A 5,530-nucleotide genomic window follows, 5' to 3' on the forward strand; every position below is an offset into this window, starting at 1 on the left:
GCAATTATGGCTGGCCGCTGGTAAGCTGGGGCTTCGATTATTCCGGCCGGGCGATGTCCGACATGCAGGACGGGCCGGATTTCGTCGATCCCGTGGCGGTCTGGTCGCCCTCGCGCGCGCCGGGCGACCTGATGGAATATAGCGGCGACCGCTTCCCGCAATGGCGCGGCGACTTTTTCGCCAGCGAACTGATGGGCCATGTGCTGCGCCGCCTGCGCGTGCAGGACGGCAAGGTGGTGCAGGAGGAGGCGCTGCTGACCGACCTGCGCGAGCGCATCCGGTCGGCCGCGATGGGGCCGGACGGCTATATCTACGTCATCACCGATTCCGCGAAGGGCCGGTTGCTGCGCCTGCGCCCCGGCAAGCCCGACAAGGCGGAAAGCGGCCGGGTCGCCAAGCCCTATGCCCTGCCCAGCGGCGGCAATATGGTCGAGGATTTCGCGCGGCGCGGCGTGTATCAGGAGAAATATACGCAGGTGCTGTTCGCCTTCAAATATGACGAGGCGAAGGCCAAGGCGCTGTTCGGCCAGAATTGTTCAAGCTGCCACAGCGCGGGCAGCTTCACGACCGGCGAGATCGGGCCGGACCTGAACGGCGTCGCCAAGCGCCGGTCAGGCTCCCTGCCGGGCTTCGCCTATTCGGCCGCGCTGCGCGATTCCAAGACGGCGGTCCAGTGGGATCATGACAGCCTGGTCGCGTTCATATCAAACCCGCAATCCTATTATCCGGGCACGAAGATGATGACCGCGCCGATCGACGATCTGGAGACGCTGCTGCAGATCACCGCGTTCCTGGAAAAGACGGAGCCGGGCAAGGCGGGGCGCTGACCGGGCGATAGCCTCAGGCGATCTGCAGCGCCTGGGGCAGTTCCCGGCGGAGCGCCTCCACCAGCCCGGTGATCTTGGGCAGCATGTGGCGGCGCTGGGGATAGACGGCCCAGATCGGCTCGTCGTCCGCCCGGTGATCCTCCAGCACCAGCGTCAGGCGGCCGCTGGCGAGATGGGGCAGGATGTAAAATTCGGGCAACTGGCACAGGCCCATGCCCGCCAGCGCCGCGTCCACCACGGCCGCGCCGCTGTTGCAGCGCCAGCGGCCCCTGGGCCTGTGCGTGCTCCTGCGCCCGCGATGGGTGAAGTGCCAGGTGGTCGACGTGCCCGCAAGGCACTGGTGCCGGTCGAGATCGGCCAGGCTGACCGGGGTGCCGTGCGCGGCGAGATAGTCCGGCGAGGCGCAGGTATAGAGGGTGCGCGAGGCGATGCGGGTGGCGATGAGGCGGCTGTCGGGCAGGTGGCCGGTGCGGATGGCGACGTCATAGCCCTCCGCCACCAGATCGACGAGGCGGTTGGTGAGTTCCAGCGTCACGTTGAGCCGGGGATTGGCGATGGCGAAGGCGCGCAGGATTGGCGCGACGAACCGCTCACCCATGGCATTTGAGCAAGTGACGCGCAGGTCGCCCTGCGGCTCGTCCTGCTCGTTCATCAGGGCGATGACCTCATCCCGTTCCTGGATCATCCGGGTGCAGTGATCGAGGAATATGCGGCCCGCGTCGGTCAGGCGGACGGAGCGGGTGGTGCGGTGGAAAAGCTGCGCCTGCATCCGGTTTTCAAGACGCGCCACGGCGCGGCTCATATGCGAGGTGGAGACGCCCATAACGGCCGCGCCGCCGGAGAAGGTGCCGGCGGCGGCGACCGCCGCGAATTCGTCGAAACCGTCCCATGCGGCCATGCCTGGATTATCCCTGTACGGTTATAATGAATTGCAGATTCGGCCCTTTATCACCTTCTGTGCAACAGCTACAAACCCGCGCACATCGATTTGGAGTAGCCCCATGAAAACCCGCGCCGCCGTAGCCTTCGAAGCGAAAAAGCCCCTGGAGATCGTCGAGGTCGACCTGGAGGGACCGAAGGCGGGCGAGGTGCTGGTGGAGATCATGGCGACGGGCATCTGCCACACCGATGCCTATACGCTGGACGGATTCGACAGCGAGGGCATCTTCCCGTCGATCCTGGGGCATGAGGGCGCGGGCATCGTGCGCGAGGTGGGCGCGGGCGTGACCAGCGTGAAGCCGGGCGACCATGTGATCCCGCTCTACACGCCGGAATGCCGCCAGTGCAAAAGCTGCCTTTCGGGCAAGACCAACCTGTGCACCGCGATCCGCGCGACGCAGGGCAAGGGGCTGATGCCGGACGGGACGAACCGCTTTTCCTACAAGGGGCAGACGATCTTTCACTATATGGGCTGCTCCACCTTCTCCAACTTCACGGTGCTGCCGGAGATCGCGGTGGCGAAGATCCGCGAGGACGCGCCGTTCAAGACGAGCTGCTATATCGGCTGCGGCGTGACGACCGGCGTCGGCGCGGTCGTCAACACCGCCAAGGTGCAGGTGGGCGACAATGTGGTGGTGTTCGGGCTGGGCGGCATCGGCCTGAACGTCATCCAGGGCGCGCGCCTCGCGGGCGCGGGCAAGATTGTCGGCGTGGACATTAACCCCGACCGCGAGGAATGGGGCCGCAAGTTCGGCATGACCGACTTCCTGAACAGCAAGGGTATGTCGCGCGAGGATGTCGTCGCGAAGGTCGTGGAGATGACCGATGGCGGCGCGGACTACACGTTCGACGCGACCGGCAATACCGAGGTCATGCGCACCGCGCTGGAAGCCTGCCATCGCGGCTGGGGCACATCGATCATCATCGGCGTGGCGGAAGCGGGCAAGGAGATTTCCACCCGCCCGTTCCAGCTCGTCACCGGCCGCAACTGGCGCGGCACGGCGTTCGGCGGGGCGAAGGGGCGGACGGACGTGCCCAAGATCGTCGACATGTATATGACCGGCAAGATCGAGATCGATCCGATGATCACCCATGTCATGGGCCTGGAGGACATCAACAAGGGTTTCGACTTGATGCATGAAGGCAAGAGCATCAGAAGCGTGGTGTTGTTCTGACAACCTAACTCTGAATCGACAGCGAGAGGAGATATCCGATGTTCAGCCATGTGGTGCTTGGCGCCAATGATCTTGAGAAATCCAAGACATTCTATGACGCAGTGATCGGCGCGCTGGGCGGCGGGCCGGCCATACCCGTCGATGAAAACCGCTTCATGTATATGCATAATGGCGGGATGCTGATGATCACCAAGCCGGTGAACGGCGAGCCGGCATGCCATGCGAATGGCGGCACGCTGGGCTTCGCCATGGCGTCGGCCGAACAGACGGATGCGTGGCACGCGGCCGGGATAGCAGCGGGCGGCTCCACCTGCGAGGACCCGCCGGGCGTGCGCGAGGGCAGCTTCGGGCCGATGTATCTCGCCTATATGCGGGACCCGGCCGGCAACAAGCTGTGCGCCATATATCGGGACGCCTGAACTGATGGGGCTGGAAAGCGTATCGACGAACAAGGCGTTTGGCGGAGTGCAGGGCGTATATCGCCACGCCTCCGCCGCGACGGGCACGGACATGACCTTTTCCGTGTTCGTGCCCGACCATGCGCCGGGGGCCAAGCTGCCGGTCGTGTGGTATCTTTCCGGCCTTACCTGCACCCACGCCAATGTAACGGAGAAGGGCGAGTTTCGCCGCGCCTGCGCCGAACATGGCCTGATCTTCGTTGCGCCCGACACCTCGCCGCGGGGCCCCGACCTGAACGGGAACGCCGTGGCGGACGATGCGGAAGGGGCCTATGACTTTGGCCTTGGCGCGGGTTTCTATGTCGATGCGACGCAGGACCCGTTCGCGCGGCATTACAAGATGTGGTCCTATGTGACGGAGGAGCTTCCGGCGCTGATCGGCGAGGCGTTTCCGGCCGATATGACGCGGCAGTCGATCATGGGCCATTCGATGGGCGGGCATGGCGCGCTGACCATCGGTCTGTCTTTCCCGGAGCGGTTCCGGGCGGTGTCCGCCTTCGCGCCGATCGTCGCGCCGGGGCAGGTTCCCTGGGGGCAGAAGGCGCTGGGCGGCTATCTGGGCGAGGACAAGGCGGCGTGGCGCAGGCATGACGCCGTGGCGCTGATCGAGGATGGCGCGCGCGTCCCCGCGCTGCTGGTCGATCAGGGCGGGGCGGACCAGTTTCTGGAGAAGGAATTGCGGCCTGAATTGCTGGAGGCGGCATGCGCGAAGGCGGGGATAGAGCTGCGCCTTACCATCCAGCCGGGCTATGACCACAGCTATTATTTCATCTCCACCTTCATGCCCGCGCATCTGCAATGGCATGCGGAGCGGCTGAAAGGGTGATCGGATGAGCGCGGCGTTGCTGGAAACCTATTATTCGGCGTTCAATGCGGGCGACAAGGCGGCGATGCTGGCGACCCTCGCCCCCGATGTGCTGCACGAGCCGAGCCAGGGACAGGCGCGGGTCGGGATCGCTGCGTTCGGCGACTTCTGGGACCATATGGCGCGCTGTTACCGGGAGGCGGTGGTCGATCCGGTGTTCATGGTGTCCGCCGACGGCGCGCATGGTGCGGCGGAGTTCAAGCTGACGGGCACCTATCTGGAGACCGATGGCGACCTGCCCGCGGCGCGGGGGCAGGACTATGCGCTGCGCGTCGGGGCCTTCTTCGATTTCGCCGACGGGAAGATCGCGCGGGTGAGCAACCATTATAATCTGAACGACTGGCTGGGGCAGGTCGAGTAGGGGGCGGCGGATATAGGGCGGGAGGACCGCCCGGCCTTTCCGTTCAGACGTTCAGGGTTTTTCAGGCTCAGGGCTTTTCAGGCAGGGCAAACCGGACCATCGCCGTCTGCACGGATTCCACCGCCGCGCCATTGGCGTCCCTGGCGGGTTCGGGCCGGTACGATCCCGGCAACTGCGTGCAGGATATGTCGCCCAGAGCCTTCATGACATGGGCCGGTTGTGCAGCATCATGCTGCATCGGTGCGCAGCGCAGAATGTCGCCGGCGGGGCCGACCAGCAATCCCACCTGGGAATAGGAGGGATTGGCCGCGCCTTCCGGCAGGCTGTCCACCGTCAGCGTCATGACGCTTCTGTTCGGCCGGGGCGGCATGTTCCGGTTCTTCACCCGGAAGGCGATCATCCCTTCGTAGACACCGAAGGATGGTCGCCCCTGTTCATCGGTCGCCGGTTGAAACTGCGCCCGCGCCTGCAACGCCGCGCATATGGCGCTGTCGATGGCCGACCGCCCCCGCGTGGTGCAGCCGACAACGGTCCCCTGAGGGGAGACGACAAGCCGGTACAGCGCATAACCGCGCTCATTGGATGCCGCCGCCTTTTCCGGATAATCCCTAGCCGTGATCTGCAGCGAATTGGCGACAGGTTGCGCGGCGGCCATGGCGGACGCCATCAGCGCGAGACCCAGCATGGCGATCATCTCCCATCATGTGCAAGCGGCGGCTTCGTCCGACTGATGGACAGGCGGCGGGCCGGGGGCAATCCCATTTGCGGGAGAAATGTCGATAATGGGGGGGAGATGCCATTGCTCACCGCAATAGACTGCCGTCATCCCGGACTTGATCCGGGATCCATGAGCGCAGGCGCTTGTGTAGTCATGCCAGCATGGAGCCAATAGATCCCGCATCACG

Annotated in this window: 7 protein-coding genes; 5 read left to right on the forward strand and 2 right to left on the reverse strand. The window is 65.1% G+C overall.

Features of this window, described 5'->3' with window-relative positions; translation table 11 throughout:
- The coding region (locus BHQ40_RS23800) for a PQQ-dependent sugar dehydrogenase (protein ID WP_139139464.1) at window positions 1-827 on the forward strand (827 nt) is incomplete at its 5' end.
- 13 nt (window positions 828-840) lie between these two features.
- On the opposite strand, the gene BHQ40_RS23805 is transcribed toward BHQ40_RS23800, so the two are convergent.
- Window positions 841-1,725 carry a LysR family transcriptional regulator gene (locus tag BHQ40_RS23805; protein ID WP_070158197.1) on the reverse strand — a complete coding sequence of 295 codons (885 nt, stop codon included), beginning with the start codon at window positions 1,723-1,725 and terminating at the stop codon, window positions 841-843.
- A gap of 103 nt (window positions 1,726-1,828) precedes the next feature.
- On the opposite strand from BHQ40_RS23805, the gene BHQ40_RS23810 reads away from it, so the two are divergent.
- The 4 genes from BHQ40_RS23810 to BHQ40_RS23825 are packed head-to-tail and all read left to right on the forward strand — an operon-like array spanning window position 1,829 to window position 4,625.
- The gene (locus tag BHQ40_RS23810) at window positions 1,829-2,941 is read left to right on the forward strand and encodes an S-(hydroxymethyl)glutathione dehydrogenase/class III alcohol dehydrogenase (RefSeq protein WP_070158198.1); all 1,113 of its coding nucleotides are present in this window, start codon (window positions 1,829-1,831) and stop codon (window positions 2,939-2,941) included.
- A 38-nt stretch (window positions 2,942-2,979) separates the two neighbouring features.
- Window positions 2,980-3,360 carry a VOC family protein gene (locus tag BHQ40_RS23815; protein WP_070158199.1) on the forward strand — a complete coding sequence of 127 codons (381 nt, stop codon included), beginning with the start codon at window positions 2,980-2,982 and terminating at the stop codon, window positions 3,358-3,360.
- Between the two features lie 10 nt (window positions 3,361-3,370).
- Entirely contained in the window at window positions 3,371-4,225 is an 855-nt protein-coding gene (gene fghA / locus BHQ40_RS23820) for an S-formylglutathione hydrolase (protein ID WP_070158202.1), read from the forward strand.
- A gap of 4 nt (window positions 4,226-4,229) precedes the next feature.
- Complete coding sequence (locus tag BHQ40_RS23825) at window positions 4,230-4,625, forward strand: ketosteroid isomerase-related protein (protein ID WP_070158200.1); 396 nt, start codon at window positions 4,230-4,232, stop codon at window positions 4,623-4,625.
- A gap of 67 nt (window positions 4,626-4,692) precedes the next feature.
- Here BHQ40_RS23825 and BHQ40_RS23830 read toward each other — a convergent pair whose 3' ends face one another.
- Window positions 4,693-5,319 (reverse strand): energy transducer TonB, encoded by a 627-nt coding sequence (locus tag BHQ40_RS23830; protein ID WP_083277129.1) that lies wholly within the window; start codon window positions 5,317-5,319, stop codon window positions 4,693-4,695.
- Window positions 5,320-5,530 lie beyond the last annotated feature (211 nt).

Origin of the sequence: Sphingobium phenoxybenzoativorans (assembly GCF_001757355.1) — a bacterium.
Taxonomy (GTDB): domain Bacteria; phylum Pseudomonadota; class Alphaproteobacteria; order Sphingomonadales; family Sphingomonadaceae; genus Sphingobium; species Sphingobium phenoxybenzoativorans.

What these genes read in the sequence shown, in the direction of transcription:
- BHQ40_RS23805 (WP_070158197.1), bottom strand. Translation starts at nt 1,725, where the DNA reads ATGGCCGCATGGGACGGTTTCGACGAATTCGCGGCGGTCGCCGCCGCC.
- BHQ40_RS23810 (WP_070158198.1), top strand. Translation starts at nt 1,829, where the DNA reads ATGAAAACCCGCGCCGCCGTAGCCTTCGAAGCGAAAAAGCCCCTGGAG.
- BHQ40_RS23815 (WP_070158199.1), top strand. Translation starts at nt 2,980, where the DNA reads ATGTTCAGCCATGTGGTGCTTGGCGCCAATGATCTTGAGAAATCCAAG.
- BHQ40_RS23825 (WP_070158200.1), top strand. Translation starts at nt 4,230, where the DNA reads ATGAGCGCGGCGTTGCTGGAAACCTATTATTCGGCGTTCAATGCGGGC.
- BHQ40_RS23830 (WP_083277129.1), bottom strand. Translation starts at nt 5,319, where the DNA reads ATGATCGCCATGCTGGGTCTCGCGCTGATGGCGTCCGCCATGGCCGCC.